This window comes from Sporosarcina sp. OR05 (genome assembly GCF_041414805.1).
In the GTDB taxonomy this organism is placed as follows: domain Bacteria; phylum Bacillota; class Bacilli; order Bacillales_A; family Planococcaceae; genus Sporosarcina; species Sporosarcina saromensis.
Window position 1 is genome coordinate 17,253 of sequence record NZ_JANKJL010000016.1, and the last position, 17,908, is coordinate 35,160.

The 17,908-nt window shown below is 43.9% G+C and carries 17 protein-coding genes; 2 read left to right on the forward strand and 15 right to left on the reverse strand.

The window, feature by feature from the left end:
• Positions 1–1,184: 1,184 nt before the first annotated feature.
• From NRI27_RS16405 to NRI27_RS16460, 12 genes are all read right to left on the reverse strand, one after another.
• On the reverse strand, positions 1,185–1,604 hold the full coding sequence (locus tag NRI27_RS16405) for a S1 domain-containing RNA-binding protein (RefSeq protein ID WP_371391672.1): 420 nt from the start codon (positions 1,602–1,604) through the stop codon (positions 1,185–1,187).
• Positions 1,605–1,730: 126 nt separating this feature from the next.
• Positions 1,731–2,147: an FtsB family cell division protein gene (locus NRI27_RS16410; protein ID WP_317945872.1), complete on the reverse strand. Its 417-nt coding sequence runs from the start codon at positions 2,145–2,147 to the stop codon at positions 1,731–1,733.
• Positions 2,148–2,202: 55 nt separating this feature from the next.
• Positions 2,203–2,670 carry a spore cortex biosynthesis protein YabQ gene (gene yabQ, locus NRI27_RS16415; protein WP_371391673.1) on the reverse strand — a complete coding sequence of 156 codons (468 nt, stop codon included), beginning with the start codon at positions 2,668–2,670 and terminating at the stop codon, positions 2,203–2,205.
• Entirely contained in the window at positions 2,667–2,963 is a 297-nt protein-coding gene (gene yabP / locus NRI27_RS16420) for a sporulation protein YabP (protein ID WP_317945876.1), read from the reverse strand. Before yabP ends, yabQ begins: the two co-directional genes overlap by 4 nt.
• A 105-nt stretch (positions 2,964–3,068) precedes the next feature.
• Entirely contained in the window at positions 3,069–3,416 is a 348-nt protein-coding gene (locus tag NRI27_RS16425; protein ID WP_371391674.1) for a cell division protein FtsK, read from the reverse strand.
• Positions 3,417–3,425: 9 nt separating this feature from the next.
• On the reverse strand, positions 3,426–3,716 hold the full coding sequence (locus NRI27_RS16430) for an RNA-binding S4 domain-containing protein (RefSeq protein WP_371391675.1): 291 nt from the start codon (positions 3,714–3,716) through the stop codon (positions 3,426–3,428).
• Positions 3,713–5,170, reverse strand: a complete 1,458-nt coding sequence (gene yabN / locus NRI27_RS16435; RefSeq protein ID WP_371391676.1) for a bifunctional methyltransferase/pyrophosphohydrolase YabN — start codon at positions 5,168–5,170, stop codon at positions 3,713–3,715. Before yabN ends, NRI27_RS16430 begins: the two co-directional genes overlap by 4 nt.
• A gap of 4 nt (positions 5,171–5,174) precedes the next feature.
• Positions 5,175–6,767: a putative polysaccharide biosynthesis protein gene (locus NRI27_RS16440; RefSeq protein ID WP_371391677.1), complete on the reverse strand. Its 1,593-nt coding sequence runs from the start codon at positions 6,765–6,767 to the stop codon at positions 5,175–5,177.
• A gap of 129 nt (positions 6,768–6,896) precedes the next feature.
• Positions 6,897–7,307 (reverse strand): type VII toxin-antitoxin system HepT family RNase toxin, encoded by a 411-nt coding sequence (hepT, locus tag NRI27_RS16445; protein ID WP_371391709.1) that lies wholly within the window; start codon positions 7,305–7,307, stop codon positions 6,897–6,899.
• Entirely contained in the window at positions 7,300–7,710 is a 411-nt protein-coding gene (gene mntA / locus NRI27_RS16450; RefSeq protein ID WP_371391678.1) for a type VII toxin-antitoxin system MntA family adenylyltransferase antitoxin, read from the reverse strand. The genes hepT and mntA overlap by 8 nt, the downstream gene beginning before the upstream one ends.
• A gap of 295 nt (positions 7,711–8,005) precedes the next feature.
• Positions 8,006–9,940 carry an iron ABC transporter permease gene (locus NRI27_RS16455; RefSeq protein ID WP_371391679.1) on the reverse strand — a complete coding sequence of 645 codons (1,935 nt, stop codon included), beginning with the start codon at positions 9,938–9,940 and terminating at the stop codon, positions 8,006–8,008.
• A gap of 29 nt (positions 9,941–9,969) precedes the next feature.
• Complete coding sequence (locus NRI27_RS16460; RefSeq protein WP_317945889.1) at positions 9,970–10,956, reverse strand: ABC transporter substrate-binding protein; 987 nt, start codon at positions 10,954–10,956, stop codon at positions 9,970–9,972.
• Positions 10,957–11,135: 179 nt separating this feature from the next.
• On the opposite strand from NRI27_RS16460, the gene NRI27_RS16465 reads away from it, so the two are divergent.
• Positions 11,136–11,960, forward strand: a complete 825-nt coding sequence (locus tag NRI27_RS16465; RefSeq protein ID WP_371391680.1) for an ABC transporter ATP-binding protein — start codon at positions 11,136–11,138, stop codon at positions 11,958–11,960.
• Positions 11,953–12,645: a hypothetical protein gene (locus tag NRI27_RS16470; protein WP_371391681.1), complete on the forward strand. Its 693-nt coding sequence runs from the start codon at positions 11,953–11,955 to the stop codon at positions 12,643–12,645. The genes NRI27_RS16465 and NRI27_RS16470 overlap by 8 nt, the downstream gene beginning before the upstream one ends.
• Positions 12,646–12,825: 180 nt before the next feature.
• Here the strand turns inward: NRI27_RS16470 and NRI27_RS16475 are convergent, their stop codons facing one another.
• From NRI27_RS16475 to mfd, 3 genes are all read right to left on the reverse strand, one after another.
• Positions 12,826–13,401, reverse strand: coding sequence for a Uma2 family endonuclease (locus tag NRI27_RS16475; RefSeq protein WP_371391682.1), 576 nt, complete (start codon positions 13,399–13,401; stop codon positions 12,826–12,828).
• Between the two features lie 332 nt (positions 13,402–13,733).
• Positions 13,734–14,270 (reverse strand): stage V sporulation protein T, encoded by a 537-nt coding sequence (gene spoVT, locus NRI27_RS16480; RefSeq protein WP_317945894.1) that lies wholly within the window; start codon positions 14,268–14,270, stop codon positions 13,734–13,736.
• A 90-nt stretch (positions 14,271–14,360) separates the two neighbouring features.
• Positions 14,361–17,894, reverse strand: a complete 3,534-nt coding sequence (gene mfd / locus NRI27_RS16485; protein ID WP_371391683.1) for a transcription-repair coupling factor — start codon at positions 17,892–17,894, stop codon at positions 14,361–14,363.
• Positions 17,895–17,908: the final 14 nt, after the last annotated feature.

Here is a 17,908-nt window from a genome sequence, read left to right on the forward strand (position 1 = left end):
GCGTGTGGCGATTTTTGCCACTTAGCCGGGTTTCCTTATGACCCGAGGGACTGGCCGTTGCAACTGGACATTAGAAATGAAAAAACTGCGACCTGAAAAAAATTAGGTCGCAGTTTTTTCATTATGCAACTCTTTCACTCCACTGTTACAAGATCTTTAATTTGTCAAAATCCATTTAGCTCGATTTTTTACTCTGTGGATTCTTGCAATTACCCGCGAAACTTTCAAACTACGCATATTCGCTTCAAACGCGGCATTATCATACCAATTCCCGCATAACTCCTCCAAACACAGCATTCTCTCCGAAAACGCCGCATTTCGAACAGTACACTCCACTGTTATTATGATCTTTAATTTGCCAAAATCCATTTGGCGCGATTTAATTTCCTATGGATTACCGTGATTGCCCGCGAAACAAAATTCAAACTCCTCATATTCGCTTCAAACCCGGCATATTCAAACGAAACAACGCATACTTACTCGAAACGCGGCATAATCCCTCCGATTTCCGCATACCCCCTCCAAACACAGCATATTCTCCCATAACGCCGCATTTCGAACTGCACATTCCACCGTGATAAGATCGTTAATTTGCCAAAACCCATTTGGCGCGATTTAATTTCCTATGGATTATAGTGATTGCCCACGAAACAAAATTCAAACTCCGCATAATTGCTTCAAAAGAGGCATATCCAATCGAAACAACGCATACTTACTCGAAACGCGGCATAATCCCACCGATTTCCGCATAACCCCTCCAAACACAAGATTAAGGACTTGACTCTCGCTCCATTAGCTAGTTCGCATGACTTTATCAAAACCATTGTTTAACAGTAAGCTATCACCAGAAAAAGATTACAGAGATTTCTCGGTATATGCTGTTTTTGAAAGAAGTATGCGGCGTTCTCCAGCTAAATGCTGCAATTTACAAAAGTATGCGTCGATCTGCCGAAGTATGCGGCGTTACACAGAAATATGCCGTGATCAGTCAAAGTATCCTTGGTCAACAAAGCGCTTCATGTACAAACGCCCTCTATTCCGTTTTCAATCTAAAGTTCCTAACGTTTCTTTCAAACAATTCCGCTCTAGTCGACGCAAAAAAGCGATCTACCATCTAGAAAGATGTCGGATCGCTTTACATAGTCATAGATTATACATTTTCACTAATTGAAACAGCCAGCAAGTTATCCTCTTCTTGCGCCACGGCCACCGCGTTTAGATTCTGTTGCTCTTTTTAATGAAGTCAGGCGTTCTTCACTGTCTTTCATGAATTTAGCCATTTTTTGCTCAAAATTCTCGGGACGCTCAGTGTGATTCGGACGGCCACCACCATGACGAGGACGTTGAGGGCGTTGAGGGCGCTCAGCTTCTGGTTTCGCTTTTCTGATCGATAACCCGATTTTACCATCTGTGCCGACATTCATCACTTTCACTTCAACCATGTCGCCAACTTTTAGGTGGTCGTTAATATCTTTAACATAATTGTCCGCCACTTCACTAATATGGACCAGACCAGTTGAACCGCTCGGTAGTTCGACGAACGCACCGAAATTTGTGATCCCTGTAACTTTACCCTGTAACTTGCTGCCTACTTCAATTGACATAAAAAAATTGCTCCTCCTTAAGATTTAAACGACTTCATACAGAAGCCTTTTTACCATATCACGAGTCCTGCAAAAAGCAGAATCCTTACTTTCATTATAGCCAACAAAAAAAGAGTGTCAATAAGACTACTCTTTTCCGTCATCTTTTTCGTCGTTTTTCTTCTTTTTTTCAGGTAATGAAAAGATGATTTCATTTTTATCAGATAAAAAATACTCTTTACGAGCTAGCTTTGCAATATACTCTTCATCATCGAGTTTAACAAGTTGTCGTTTAAGAAGCGCTTGTTCATCTTTCACTTCTTCCAACTTTGCTAACGTCTCCACTTTTTCCTGTTCCTTCTTTTCCAACGTCTGCTGTTGCTGGATGTACATATTCGTTAAGCCACCAAATACGACAAATGCAACTAACGCATAAAGAAACATTTTTTTACGGAGCCGCTTCTTTTGCTTGTTTCTCCACATTTCTTTCTTTTGCAACGAGCGGACATATTCAGTTTCAATTGATGCAACGGTCGTGGATGATTTCCTTTTCCTTTGCTCCATGTCTACACTCCCTCTCATTACAGCTTGACTTTGCGATAAGTCTATTAATTATACACTATTCATCGCGAGTTTGGAAGAGGGAGCTATAGACCTTTTTATAAACATAGATGAATGGTGTTGCCAGCAACATCACTATTCTGACGACCAACCTGAACAGTGCACGAATTATTCGTACAACCAAAAGGATGATGAACACGATCGGTCTGATGATAAGCATGTTGACAATACGCCCAAAAAATCGGAACGGCCGATGAAAAATTGACGCATACAGAAGCATCCCACTTACTTGAGCAAACGGATCATACATCCTCCATGCACCGTCCCGCACGACGAAAAGAACGTAAAAAGAAGCACAACCGATTAAGATCCACCCAATTACTTCAATGAGCACCGAATACTTACGAATCACCGACTTCTTCCCGACCTTGTCGATGCCCGTTCCGATCAAATCCATAAACGCTCCGGCTCCGATGCCTGTCCCAATCATTGCAAGTAAACTAAGAAACTGGACGGAGAGACTCATCCAAATAATTTATGGAGGAAATTACGTGAACCTGTCTCTTCTTCGTCGTATTGCATCGTTGCAATTGTCCCTTCTAACGTCAGAAGCCCTTTGTCTACATCCAAATGGACGATGCGCAGCTCCTCCCCCCGAATTTGCAACACCCCTTGAGATGTGCGGACAATGAATTCTTCTTGGTCGAACCGGTCAATCGTTTTTACAGATGTAAGATCCATTCGTTTTCTGTTTCGCATCGTGACGACATGGTCACCCGATGGAATTGCGTATGTTGGACTATCCGTCTGGATTTGCATACTATTCCTCCTTCGCTTGTACGTTCAATGCCATCTTATGCGTGTAATTAAAAAAACATGACAGGAAAAATCCCGTCATGCTTCTCATTTCTTTTAAACTTCCCGTTAAACGATTAAATCGTGCGTATATCCTGAAAAATATAGAACCAATCCAATTACCGATAAACCAAACCCGATGTAAAATGGCCATGGGTTATCTTCCTTTTCCTTGTCAAACGTCCGGTATGTAAGCATACAAAAAACGAGTGAAAGTACCGGTATGAACCCATAAGCCGGACCAAACGTAAAGGACACGCCACCTAGCACCATTGCGAGCAAGCCATAGGGATTCTGCTTTGGTAGACTCTCCAAATACGCTTTATCCGTTTCGCTCATTTCCTCATCCGTACGCATCCATCCTTTTAACTTCTGCCTACACCTGTTCAATCGTCTTGACGTTTCCAAATCCTTCATGACGTCCCATTACTCCTCATCGTCAATGAACTCCGGCTCCACCTTTTCGAGCTTCTCTTCCTTCAAAATCGTATACATCATTGCTGCGTCTTCTTTCTTCGTCGACTCCTTCAATGCCTCGACCTTCGCAGTAACAATCTTTTGACCAAATCGGATTGCCAATTCATCCCCCGGTTTTACGACCGATGACGCTTTTGACACTTTGCCGTTAATGGTAATCCGGCCTTGATCGGCTACTTGTTTCGCCAATGTACGTCTTTTGATTAACCGTGACACTTTTAAAAATTTATCTAATCTCATTTCTTTTCCCTTCCCTTCGCTTGTTGCCAAAAATCTTCTAATTCATCGAGCGTATAAGCAGAAAACTCGCCCTTTCCTTCCTTCACGCTTTGCTCAACAAATGAGAAACGGCGCTTGAATTTTGCATTCGCATGCGCCATCGCTTCCTCTGGCGACAATTTCAAGAACCTCGACAAATTGACGAGCGTAAAGAACACATCCCCTAACTCGTCTGTCTGGCTCTCTTTCGTTCCATTCTCCACTTCATCCTTGAATTCCTGCCACTCTTCCTCAAATTTCTCAAAAGCCCCTTTAATATTCGGCCAATCGAACCCGACTTTTGCTGCCTCTTTTTGATAATTAAAGGAAGTAAGCAACGACGAACTATGGCGTGTCTGCCCATCCAGTAGCGAATCGACTTGTGGCTTCTCTGCTTGCTTAATTTCCTGCCAATTCTTCAACACTTCATCCGAATTGTCCACGTCCCGATCACCAAATACATGCGGATGGCGGCGGATCATCTTCTCACCAATCGACTGCAACACATCTTCCATCGCAAAGAACCCGTCATCCTCGCCAATTTGCGCATGTAAAAACACTTGTAGCAGGACATCCCCTAGCTCCTCGATGATGCCTTCATCGTCCTGCTGATCAATCGCTTCCAGCAACTCATGCGCTTCCTCTATCAAATAGCGCTTCAACGATTCATGCGTCTGTTCACGATCCCAAGGACAGCCATCCGGCGCACGCAGCGCTGCGATAATCTCGCGGAACGTCGCCCACTCTTTCAATCGTTCATCACGCTCTGCGACAGGTGGTACATACACCGTCGTCAAATTATCAATACTCGTTTCTCGATCCAGCTCAAATAGCGGCACCGTCCGCAACTTTTCCTTCGATGAACCCGCTGCAGTCACAATCGTTACGGGATGATCGAACGCATACTTCTCCATCAGCGACAGCTTCACCTCTGAAGCGACAAATGCATCATACACTTGTCCAATCAGCACATGTTGCGTCATCTTGACATCGTCACGCTTCAAGTCCGTACCGTCCAACAATTGAAACCCTTCAATTGGGTCAATTCGCAAAGCCCCAAAAATCGGGTCAAGAAAGCTGTTGCCGCCTGCAATTTCAAGTTGCACTAGTCCCTCCCGTTCTTTCTCAATCAACAACTGCACCGTCCGTTCCGCGACAAGCGGATGCCCCGGCACAGCATACATAACGGGTTGCTCCTTCGCTAACGCAACTAACCGTTCCGTAATTTCTTCGTACACTTGCTCAAAAGCGTCATTTTTTTCGTAAATCGCGTCAAAGCTTTCGATTTGTAAGCCTTCCGCCCGCAGTTCATTAATAACAGGATGCTGATCTGTCCTTACAAATACTCGCTCCGCCGCTTTCAGCTTGCGATACGTTCCAATGGATAGCTGGTCTAAGTCACCTGCACCAAGCCCAATAATCGTTAATAGATTCATATAGTCACCTTCTATGTTTAGTCAGCATTAATTGCACACGTGCTAATCTTTTTCCGAACGGCAGTAAATACCATTCCTTTTCAGCCATTATACGCGATTTCATGACAATCAACAGGAATACGGCTGCACCTAAAACGACTGCTGTTAACGCGCTTACTGTCGCACCAATCCGGGATGATAATTGATCGAATAAAACCTCGTCCGCTACAAATAACCACGGAATAATAATTGCTAGCATCCCAATCGTTGAAACCAATAGCCACCCATAAAAACGAAGCGGTGCAAGCTTTACAGGTAAGATTCTTCTAAAATAAAACAGCAGTCCACAAGCAATTACCGCAAAGCCGATATTCCCTGCAATCGCAGCACCTGTCACGTTTAAGACGGGAATCAGTAATTGGTTCGCTACAATCTTTACTACAAGTCCCACGATGAGCAGTAATGTAGGAATCTTTACTTTCCCCGCACCTTGCAACATCGCGGTTAGCGGCAATATTAGCGACAACCAAAAAATTTGCAGAGAGAAAATCATTAGCGTACCCGACCCATCGCGCGTTTCGAAAAGCATTTCATTCACATATGGCAAGACGAGCGCAAGCCCCACAGCCGCCGCCCAGCCGAATAAAAACGCCGTCCGGAATGTGAGCGAGATGAACGGTTCTGCACCTCGCCCCTCTTTTTTCGCCGCATGATGGGCAATAAGCGGTACAATCGCTAACGCCAACGTGGAGGCGATTAAAATCCCCATTTGCACAAGCGGCTGTCCACGGTCATAAACGCCTTTCATTTCCATAGCCGTATCTGATGCAAACCCGTTCGCCAGTAAGGTATTATACACCGTAAACGAATCTGCCATTTGGAACAGCAATAGAATGAGCGAGCTAGCACTGACACTTAAGCTCACGTACGTTAATTCCTTCACGACACGCCACGTATTTATCTTCACTGCTGGTCCCTTAAAGGCGTTTCGGTAATAGAGAGCAAGTATGACAACACCCGCCGCCTGCCCAATGACCGCGCCCCACATCGCAACTTCACCTGCTGTATACAATGAAGCGCCTGCACGGACTGCGAGCCATGTCCCCATTAATATAATCGCTACGCGAAGCGCCTGCTCTCCGACATTTGAAACGGCAACCGGCGTCATATACCCTTCCGATTGGAATGCACCTTTTAATACAGCAAGCATTGGCATGACGAGCACAATATATGCCCCTGCACGAAGCAAGGAAACAAGTTCAGGGTCCCCCATTGCATGCGCAAAAGTTGGTGCGAACACCATTAGTACTATAAAAAATGACACCGATAAGACGGATAAATACATAAAGGCAATTCGTTTTACCGCTTTTGATTCACCAAAACTCGTACTTCCCGCAAGCAGCTTCGAAACCGCCACTGCAAAGCCATACGACGTCCAGACAATGAATATTCCGATGAAAGGATACACTTGCTGATAGATATAGAAGCCTTTATCGCCTACCAGATTTTGAAATGGAATCCGGTATACCGCGGCAAGCAACTTCACGATAATTGCCGAGATCGTCAAGATCGACGCGCCTTTCATGAACGTTTTCATATTCCAATCCGTGGTAGCCATCACTGCGCCTCTTTCGATAGATAATAAGTATTCTCTAGTATACCATCAACAGAAAACAGCCACACGCCCGTTCACAAAACGGAAGCGTGGCTGTTTCATTTCATTTATCCGATACATGAAAGCTGTCTTTCAGTGATCCTCCAACTGTAAAAGCACCTTTATGAACTGTTTGAAGTCGTCAACATGTTTATTTAAAATCGACTCTAAAATATCGAGTTCAAGAGCTTGATAATCATGAACAGCGATGTTGCGGAAACCAACCATATTCATTAATGTTTTTGCAAGATCCGCTTCAATTATAGCTGCTTCTTGTAAAAGCTTAAATGCTTCACGACTTGTTTTTGGAACGCCTAATTTACGCCTGCCCACTACATGCATAGCGAGGTCAATACTTGCTTCACAAGCACGCTGTATATTTAACACGATACTGTCTTGTTTCGTAAAGTCCGTTAAATTTTCAGGATTCCCTTCATACACCTCATGAATACGGATCAGACAGCGCTCAATCGTTGTCATTTTGTTTAAGATGACATCATTCATCCCCAAATACACTTCCCCTCGCCTGAATGTCATTAATAATAGCTGCTCGTTGCTCGTTTAAAGTTGCATACATGCTATAAGCTCGCATTCTTTGACGGATGAATTCATTTTCATCCTCTATATAGATTGGGATGCCATGGGCAAAAATTTGCATCGTGAAAACTGTATCGATATTTCTAATATCAACTAAATCCACTTCTCGCCCACCTATTAAGGCAAGCTCATTGGATAGCAAAAAACGATCATAAGATGATAGTTGCTTGCTGCTGAAATAAGCAAGATCGATATCACTCTCTTCGCGTACCGTGTCTTTTGCAAAAGAGCCAAAAAGGATAATAAAAGCTGGATTGACTTCTTGCTTAACCTTTTCAATGAGTTGTACCATTATTTCATTCGTAAGCATACATATCACCGCCTTATCAATAGTATAAGCATTTTTGGGAAAAACTGCACATCAATATAGTCTTGTCTACCTTATTAAGAACTTCTCTCATCTTTCATGAGCCAAACGGGGCAATAAAACAGCGCTCATCCAATGTATCGATACGTATGAAGTCGTTTGTATGAAAAATATGCAAAGCAGCTAAATGTAAATCGAGATCTATTAAAGTAATAAAAGATTGATGATTTTACAAAACGAAAAGTTTCTAATTAGAAAACAGCCACACCCCCGTTTACAAAACGGAAGCGTGGCTGTTTCATTTCATTTTCCTGAGCAAATAAAGCAAATACGGCGTACCAATCAACGCTACGACCAGTCCACTCGGGATATCTTTTGGCGCAATCAGTATGCGGCCAACGAAATCCGCCGTGACAAGCAACAAACCGCCCAATAAGCCCGAAACGACCAGTAATGGTAAATGGCGGAAACCTACGAGTCTACGTGCGATATGCGGCGCTACAAGTCCCACGAATCCAATTGTCCCGACGATCGCAACACCGGCTGTACTAATTGCCACCCCGACGACCAATGCCCAGACACGTGTCGATTTGACAGATAGACCGAGTCCTGCAGCTACGTCATCACCGAATGTCAATGTATCCAAACTTCGTGTCAAATAGATGGCCGAGCCGAGAAGAAGAGCGACCATCACTAAGGCGAGCTGTACATCGTCCCACCCTTTTCCGTATGTGCTACCGGACAACCAGACGAGTGCAGCGGCAACGGCTAACTTCGCTTTGACGACAAACACCTGTGTAGCGGCTGAGCCGAATGCAGAAATTGCTATCCCCATCAAGGCGACAAGCATCGGCTGAAAGTTATTTTTCCAAGACGTCGTTAAAATGATGACTAGGGCAATTGAAGCGCCTACTACCGCGCCAAGCGGCATATACTGAACAGGGATTGCCGGGAAGACGACTAGTAACAACATCGCTCCAGCGCCACCCATCGACGTGACACCTAACACACTAGCGTCCGCCAACGGATTCCGTAAGACACCTTGCAATAAAACCCCGGCTAACGCAAGCATGACCCCTACAATGAAAGCCGTCAGCACCCGTGGCACGCGGAAGTTCCAAATCACCGGTTTCATCCAGTCCATCGACCATACCGAACCGTTAAATGATAACGCCATCGTCAACACAGCAACAATTAAAGCGGCAATGATTACAATGACAATCGGCAGTTTCACCGGCTTCAGCGTACCGCCCATTTGGCGATCGCCTTTCGTATGCGTTTTAGCCGTCTTCCATGCCAAATACAATAACCAAGGGCCACCGACTAAAGCCGTCATCGCTCCGACCGGTACTTCTTGACCTGGTTGGATCAGTCTGCCTAACACATCTGCTCCGATTAGCATTACACTGCCCCAAAGGAACGATTGAAGGAAAATGTGCAAATGTCCTCTAATACCAAGCATGCGCACAATATGCGGCGCCATTAAACCAATGAAGCCGATTGGTCCAACAACGCTGACAGTTGTCGCTGCAAGAAGAATGGCAGCAGCCCACGCCAGCAATTTTACAACTGGTACATTTTGTCCAAGGGAAGATGCGACATCTTCACCTAATGACAGAATGTCCATCGGTTTTGCCAATGCGAGCGTCATAAGGAACAGAACAACGATCATCGGACCTGCGAACGATACGCCGTTCCAGTTCAATTGCACAAGAGTGCCTGAACCCCATAAAAAGAGTCCGTTCGTTTGATTTTCAAATAACAGCTGTAACGAGCCGGTCATCGATGCGAACAATAACGAGATAATCATTCCCGTCAACGCGACGCGGACCGGTTCCATCTGTTTCCCCGCAAGTGTGACGACAAGTACTGACGAAAGAACTGCACCTGCCAATGCAACGAGGAATGGAAAATCTCCAAGAACTGACGGAAAAAAAATCATCGAAACGACGACAAAAAAGTATGCTCCTGCGTTAATTCCAAGTGTACTCGCAGATGCTAAAGGGTTATTCGTCAACGTTTGCAATACTGCACCTGCAACAGCAAGTGCACCACCTGCTAAAATCCCGATGACTAACCGCGGAAGTCGGAGAGAGAGAACGATATCTTGAATACGTCCCTCTACCCATACCTCTTTTACTAACTGTGAAACGGTATAATCCGCCTGGCCTTGCGTCAAATGAATAAAGGATAAAACGACCAACAGGAAAAGACCGCTGATCCAAACGAACAACGATCTTTTCCCTGACGTATTGCTAGCCATTATTTGTTGACCATCGTATCAACAATTCGATTCAGCATTGTTTCAGCTGAAAGTGGTCCTCCATACAACCAAGTGTCCCCACCTAGGTCAAATAGTCGATCTTCTTTCACGAAGTTCAAGTTTTTCCAAACTGCATTGTCTTTTAATTGGTTCTTATACACATTATCTGCATCTTGAACTGTATAAAGATAGTTAGCATCTTCATATTTCGTCAATCCTTCAACGTTGAACGTACTAGAACCGAACACTTCAAACTGATCGGGTACATGAACGTTTTTCAAACCGATTTTTTCAAGAATTTGAGAAGCCATTGAGTTTGGTGTGAATACCCGAATTTCCGGAGCTTGAGGACCTGAGTAAGCAAGCGTCAGGATGAAATCCTTTGTTTTCAAATCCGCTTTCTCGATTTCAGCTTTCGCTTCTTCATATTTAGCGTCTAAATCCGCCAATACTTTTTCTGCTTCATCTGTTTTATCTACAGCTTTTGCAATTTCGTTGAACGTCGTCGTCATCTCTTGATACAAATCAATTGATTCATCCTCAGGATACGGATTGAAGATGACTGTTGGTGCAATTTTCTCCAAATCTGCAAGCATTGCATCATGACGGAAACTTACACCGATGATCAAGTCCGGCTCAAGTGCAGCAATTGCCTCTAGGTTCGGTTCTTGTCGACCACCGACATCAGCGACATCTTTACTTAACTCCGCATCGATGTTCACCCAGTTATGATATTCCTGAATATCCGCCATTCCTGTCGGCTGGATACCAAGTGCAAGCAAATCTTCCGCATATGTCCATTCAAGGACAACAACTTTTTTAGCAGGCTCATCCAATGTTACTTCACCGTTTGAACCTGTAACTGTCACACTGCTTTCAGCTTTATCGCTTCCTTTGTCTTCATTGTCAGCTTTATTTGTCGAACAGCCGACTAAAAGGATTGCACTTAAAGCCATTAGTAAAAACGTCTTCATATATTTATTCATACTTCATTCCTCCATGCTGATAATCATTATCAATTAGTAGTGTAAGCTGTAAGCAAGTCGTTTGTAAAGTGTTTTTACAAATTAATGATATTCATTCTCAATTAAACGAAAATATGGTATGCTAGTAAGTACTTACGTTGTCATTTCTTTGGATTATCAATGAAACGGAGGCATGTTTCATGCACCCTACGATAAATACGAAAAACCTTTCCATCGGCTATCAGGATCATTTGCTGTTTGAGAATTTGAATTTAACAATCCCTAAAGGGGAAATTACGGTCTTCGTCGGAAGCAACGGTTGTGGGAAGTCCACATTGCTTCGTTCGATTGCCCGGTTATTAAAGCCTTCCGATGGATCCGTTTTACTCGAAGGAAAAGATATTCATTCGATGTCTTCACGCAATGTTGCGAAGAAGATGGGTATCCTTCCTCAAGGCCCTGTATCACCTGAAGGATTGACGGTCCACGATCTCGTGAAGCAAGGTCGCTATCCGCATCAGTCATGGCTTTCCCGTTGGACAGAAGAAGATACGAAGAAGGTCGAAGCGGCGATGGAAGCAACAAAAATCAGCAATTTGCGCGATCAGGCGATTGATACATTATCGGGAGGCCAACGTCAACGTGCTTGGATTGCGATGACACTGGCACAAGATACCGACATCATTTTATTGGACGAACCGACGACGTATCTCGACATGACCCATCAAATTGAGATTTTGGATTTACTGTTCGAATTAAATGAGCAAAAGAACCGGACAATCGTTATGGTGCTGCACGACTTGAACTTGGCATCACGCTATGCACACAATATTGTCGCCATTAAAGACGGCGCGGTTTTTGCGCAAGGAAGACCGGAAGATATCATTACCTGCGACCTTGTCCGTTCGGTATTCGGTATGGAGTGCCAAGTTTCGACGGATCCTCTATTCGGAACACCGCATTGTGTGCCATTTGGTCGCGGGCGTTGCATCGTGCCCGTTTTAAGGAGTCATACAGGTGCCTGAGTTGAATGCTGAACAACTAGCCGCATTGGAACGTTTTAATGTATCCATAAGTGATCAGCCAATGGGCCTTATGAAAATTGAGGATCTATTAACGCATGCAGGGAGTTCGCAAATAATACATTTGATTCAAACACAAATGGGTGCCCCTACAGATGCTGTAGCACTATCCATTTTTATGCGTAGATACGGTTTCTTCATAGCGGCTCACCTGCATATGCTTAGCAAATTTGACTTGCAATGGACGGGAAGATTAGAGGATATTGCAGTCGAAGTAGGTGAAGGAAATCTATCATTCTCCATCCCTTCGGAACCATTTAGGACGGTACAAGAACGCGAACATGATATCCGTTTCCTTCTTGAACAGTATGGACATCCGGTCGTGAACTATTTAAGTAAGCGTGCACCTATTTCAAAATTGATTCTTTGGGAAAACATTTGGGGCTACGTCATTTGGATGTACTCGATGCTATTCCAGGAAAATAGTCCATCCGCCCAAGATGATTTGAACTTTTTGTTACATGATGCAACTTGGACACCTCAACTGCGGCGCTCGCCTTTCAAGCAATTTTTACAAAATGAGCCCATTCTTGAAGCCATGACGAATTATAAACGGACGACTTGTTGCTTGTATAAGGAATTGCCAAATACCGAGAAATGCCCGTATTGTCCGTTGAATAAAAAATAAAACAGCCCACATCCGAATCAATCTAGTATGTGTGGGCTGTTTTTTATTGTTTCTTTTACATGATCTTTTCAAAAAAGGAGAGCGTTAGGTGCACGACACGGAGAGCGTAACTTTTGGAGCGCAGAGGTCTAGTTTCAGTTATGGTCTCACCATTATTCTAATCAGTAAAACTTGCTTATGTTATTCACCGTATGAAAACATTTCTTCCCCTATTATCTCCAAATGCTCAAATTGATGCGATTTAATCACGTCTTCTCGTCCATACACATTTCCGCGTTGGTATATGCCTCCATCTAACACATAGACCTCCACAGTTTCATTTAATGGATCTACAATCCAATACTCTGGAACTCCGAATTTTTGATATGCATTGTATTTTTGAATTCTATCATTCCTACTTGTCGACGGTGATAACACCTCTACAATAAGTTCAGGAGCACCTTGGCACCCAAATTTATCGAGCTGATGTTTGTTGCATATAATTGAAAGATCTGGTTCAAATACATTATCTGCATTGTCATAATCATCTATTTCAGAAAAACGTACTGTGAACGGAGAGGGAAAGACTCGGCATTTTTCACCTTTGAAATACATCCCAAACGCTATCGTCAAAAAAGAGACAACGCCTTGGTGTTTCGTCGTTGGCGATGCAAGCAATACAGGAACGCCATCAAAAATTTCATATCGACTGCCCTCATCCCACGACAAGAAGTCTTGAAAAGTATAATGCTTATTTTCATTCCTTTGAATGCTCATCATATCCTATCCTTTCTACCAGTATTATTTTTTAAAGCTGGAGACACTGTATTCATCAGTACCGTTTTAGTTATTTGTAGTATAGCATGAGAGCTGGTTTAGCGGAAAACAAAATAGTCATAATAGTACGAAGGTTGAATGGTGGTTTAACGTATATGAGTTGAACTTTCAATGCATCTTTACTAGGTTTTTATCTTAAAAAATAAACCACACCGAAAGAGAAAACGCCATTTTCGTTAGATAAATGATTTTCTAGATTACGAAGAAAAGTAATGTATTACATAAAAACAGCCCACCCACCCCGATGCTTCCCGGTGCGTGCAGGCTGTTTTTCATTGTTCCATCTGTTTCGCCAAAAAGTGTGCGGCGGTTTCTGCTGCTTTTTGTTCGGCTTCTCCGATAAAGTGGACTTTCGATAGCAAGTAGACTGCACCGATTGTGTCTCCTCCAGCTACAATCGGAGCGACACAGTAGGATTTCACTTGCTCGACTTGACCGGGCACCCATTCCACTGCTTTTTCAAGTTTTTCCGTGACGATTGTGCGGCCCGATAAAATTTCTTCCACATCCGGAGCTAATTGTCGGTTTAAATAATCCTTTTTTGATAACCCGGATACGGCGATCATCTCATCTCTATCGCTGATGAGTGCGGGTGTTCCAAGTGTTTCGTAAAGTGTTTCTGCGTATTCTCTCGCAAATTGACCGAGTTCGGATATCGGGGAGTACTTTTTAAGAATGACCTCTCCATCCCTGTCGGTAAAGATTTCAAGCGGGTCTCCTTCGCGGATACGGAGGGTCCTTCGAATTTCTTTTGGAATGACCACCCTGCCTAAATCATCAATTCTGCGCACGATCCCTGTTGCTTTCATGCATGATGCCTCACTTTCCCAGTAATTGAATACCGTTTTCCGTTCGAATATAGTATGCATCATGTTTGGACATTTTATGCAACAGAACCTTTAGACGGAACTTGTGCCGCTTGTTTCTTTTAGGGACGCTTGCAAGATCCGCATCATTTCTTCCAACACATCGAATTCGGTTTGCTTTCCGGTAAACCGTTCATCTACCGTCAAGATCAGTCGTCCATCTTCCATTGTAAAACCGACTGCTTTGCCAAAGCGCATGGAATCCGCCACAATTTTTGCACCGTCCGTTTGAGCGGTACCTTCTTTAGAGAGCCGTATTTCAATTATAGAACGTTGCTTTTTGATGGATTCGACGCCTGCCATACGGCCCCACGCCTTTATTCTTCCGATACGTAACAGCAAATCCGCTTCAAGTGGCAGATCTCCGAAACGGTCTGTCATTTCATCGACGAGTTCACTGTAATCCGCTTCGTTTTCAATTGCTTTTACCCGTTTATACATCTGGATTTTTTGGAAACCATCCTTAATATACGTATCCGGCAAGTACGCGTTGATGGGCAATGAAATTTCAACATCCGGAATGTCGGCTTTCACAACGCCTGTCTGTTTCTCTTCAATTGCCTCTTGCAACATTTGCGAATACAAGTCAAACCCAACCGAATCAATGAAGCCATGCTGTTGAGATCCAAGCAAGTTCCCTGCACCACGGATCGATAAATCACGCATTGCAATTTTAAAGCCTGATCCAAGTTCCGTAAATTCCTTAATGGCTTGTAAACGACTTTCCGCCACTTCTGTCAGCACTTTATCCCGTTGGTACAAAAAGTAGCTATACGCAACACGATTCGAACGTCCGACGCGCCCGCGCAGCTGATACAACTGTGACAAGCCCATACGATCTGCATCGTGCACAATGAGCGTGTTGACATTCGGTATATCAATACCCGTTTCAATAATTGTCGTCGTCACAAGGACATCATACTCACCTTCAAGGAAGCTGAGAATGACCGCTTCAAGTGCAGATTCACCCATCTGCCCATGTGCAAAGGCAACGCGTGCTTCAGGTACAAGTTGTTTAATCTCATCAACTTTGCGCGTAATGTCTTCGACTCGATTGTAGAGATAAAACACTTGACCGCCACGTCCCATCTCTCGCTCAATCGCTTCACGCACTAATCCAAAATTGTGCTCCATGACATACGTTTGCACCGGAAAGCGGTTTGCAGGTGGTGTCTCGATGACAGATAGATCCCGAACACCCAACATCGACATATGAAGCGTGCGTGGAATCGGTGTTGCAGTCAAGGTTAGAACATCGACATTTGTTTTCAATTGTTTCAACTTCTCTTTATGGGTCACACCGAATCGTTGCTCTTCATCGACAATTAACAGACCGAGGTCTTTATAAACAACATCTTTGGATAGCAGGCGATGTGTGCCAACGACCACATCAATTGTACCTGCCTTTAAGCCCTTCAACGTTTCTGTCTGCTGTTTTTTTGTACGGAAACGGTTCAACAAAGACACTTCTACAGGAAAGCCTGCAAAACGTTCTTTCATCGTCTCGTAATGTTGCTGGGCTAAAATAGTAGTCGGAACGAGGAATGCGACTTGTTTACCGTCTGAAACAGCCTTGAAAGCTGATCGGATCGCCACTTCGGTTTTCCCATATCCAACATCTCCGCAAAGAAGACGATCCATTGGGCGTTCCCTTTCCATATCCCGCTTCACTTCCATGATTGAACGAAGTTGATCTTCCGTTTCATCATACGGAAAAGCATTTTCAAAGGAGCGTTGTAGATCATCATCTGGAGAGAACGCATAGCCTTTTTCCGCCTCGCGCTTGGCGTATAACTTAATGAGATCATCCGCGATATCTTTGACAGCAGACGATACTTTGTTTTTCGTCTTCTTCCATTCGGCGCCGCCAAGTTTATGCAATTTCGGTTCTTTCTCACCTGAAGCAACATATTTCTGAATCAAATCAATCTGATCAGCAGGGACAAACAGTTTATCTTCCCCACGATAACGGATATCGAGGTAGTCTTTGTGCACCCCATTTACTTCAAGCGTCACGACACCATAATATTTCCCGATTCCGTGATGGACGTGAACGATATTGTCTCCAGGTTTTATCTCTGAATAGCTCTTTATGCGCTCCGCATTCGTCATCTTTTGCGGACGAGCTTTTCGTTTCGGCTTCCCTTTGAACAACTCTGCGTCTGTAATGACCGCTACTCGCTGGAATGGAAGTTCAAATCCGCCGGACAGGTCACCACTAATAATAGATAGAACGCCCTCATCCGATGGTTTGCCATTAACAGTAGCCTCCATCTCGTAATCTCCCAAGATGGATTGGACTTCTTGGATGCGCTCTTCTCCATCCACTACGACAAATATGTTGTATTTCCCTTGTTTCCATCGTTCCATTTCATTCTTCAATAAATGCATTTGCCCGTGGAATTCTTGCATCGGCTTACAGGAAAACGATACGGTCTTTTTTAGAACGATTCCAGGTACATTACGGACAAATAAAGATAAATAACTTTTTGGTTGCTCAAGCATCTTATGCATCTCATCAAACGAGAACGAAATTTTTGCATCATGAACGATCTTGCCATCCTCAAGAAGTGTCAAAAACCACTCCTTCTCTTCATTTTCCATTGCTGAAGCAACTTCTACAATCCGGCCAATTTCATCGAATAAAACAAGTCCATCTGCTGGAAAATAGTCCCCTAAATAGGACGGTACCCGTTCTAAAAACGAAACGTATTTCATCATCCCTTCTGGAACGATTCCTGTTTTCAACAAATCGATGTCGCGGGAGATGTTTTCTGTTAACGATTCTTTGGCATGATCGTTTTTCATCCGTTTCAAGCTCGTTCGCAACGCTTCTTCCAAGTTGGTTGCTATTTGCAGTAAATGAGTCGCATCCCACACGTGCTCTGTAACCGGCAGAATGGTTACTGTGTCCAATTTGTCAGTGGACCGCTGATCATCCGCAGAAAATGTACGAATGGAATCGACGTCCGTATCAAACAGTTCAATGCGGACAGGTTGGTCCATCGTCAACGGAAATATATCTAAAATTCCGCCTCGAAGTGCAAAATCACCAGGTGCCGTCACCATATCTTGACGGGCATACCCCATTTGAATGAGCTTTTGCACCCATTCCTCCACATCGATGGCGTCATCCACTTTTGTCGTGAGCGAATGTGAGAGCCACTGTTCTTTCGCTGGAAGAAGTTTTTTCATCCCTGCGACGGGTGTAATGTAAACGCCTTTTCCAACACGTGCCATGTGATTGAGCGTGTCAATCCGGCTAGCTCGTAGCTCATAGCTCGATACAGAAAAATCAGCAGCTACCAATTCCTCTGCTGGATACAAATGCACGAGCGACTCGCCGAGCATTTTCACTAAATCTTCGTATGTACGTTGAGCTTGCAACATATTTGCAGTAATGAGAAGGATCGGTTTGTCCGTACTCTCGTAGGCAGCCTTAAAAAAGACCGCTTTTGCACCGCCTGTGAGTCCTGCCAGCAGTTGACGATCTTGTCCTGTTTGCAAGTCTTTAATGACTTTATGAATCTCTTTTTCTTGTAAAAATAAATTTATGAGCGCATCCAATGATCAATATCCTC